The organism is Methanoculleus chikugoensis, from assembly GCF_900095385.1.
Taxonomy (GTDB): domain Archaea; phylum Halobacteriota; class Methanomicrobia; order Methanomicrobiales; family Methanoculleaceae; genus Methanoculleus; species Methanoculleus chikugoensis_A.
This window is the reverse complement of record NZ_FMID01000058.1, coordinates 1-637: the sequence shown is the minus strand read 5'-3', so window position 1 is coordinate 637 and position 637 is coordinate 1. Positions and strand designations below refer to the sequence as shown.

Genomic DNA, 637 nt, shown 5'->3' with positions numbered 1-637 from the left:
ATCTCCTGTGTGGAAGTCGCCCTGGACAATCGGCCATCCGCTGGCCGGTGATTTCTTCTCAACCATGTTAGATCGCCCCCAGCAGCAGTGCCGGAATCACAATCAGGAGCAGAACTACGAGGAGTCCGATTGCAAACCCGATGATCCCCTTGCCCATGATACCCGACTCAAGTTTGGTCGTGCGGGCAAGGATCTGTGCCTTGTACCGGATGGAGTTCATCATGTTGTTGATTGCCGTCATCCGGATGGGGCCTGCCTGTGTAACTTCTTCTGCCATTTATCTCACCCCAGCAAGATGAACCCCAGAATCACGAACGAGACGATCAGGCCGATCATGAGGCCCTCAATCTTGCCCGAGTAGACGCCGGCGGCAAACTTGTTACGGTACCCGATGTCGGTGACCATCCGTTCGATGACTTTCATCCGTGCGTGTATCAGTGCCAGTTCGCCGGAGAGCGGCTGTACTTCACCGGTCGCTTCCTCTGCGCCGGCACCTGCCGCTTCCTTGACCTCGACGATCATGGGTTCCGCGCCGAAGGCACCGGGGTCTTTGGCCTTGAGCTCGTCGATCTTGGCCTTGATGGCGCCCATGTCCTCGCTTTCCATGATGTTGACGATCTCGACCTGATCCTGGAAA

General features: G+C 56.8%; 1 protein-coding gene and 1 pseudogene. Both read right to left on the bottom strand.

The features are described 5' to 3' along the window. Positions 1–67: 67 nt before the first annotated feature. Positions 68–277: a tetrahydromethanopterin S-methyltransferase subunit F gene (locus L21_RS11640; RefSeq protein ID WP_074370635.1), complete on the bottom strand. Its 210-nt coding sequence runs from the start codon at positions 275–277 to the stop codon at positions 68–70. A gap of 5 nt (positions 278–282) precedes the next feature. Further along, positions 283–637, bottom strand: a pseudogene (locus L21_RS11635) (tetrahydromethanopterin S-methyltransferase subunit A); the annotation flags it as partial.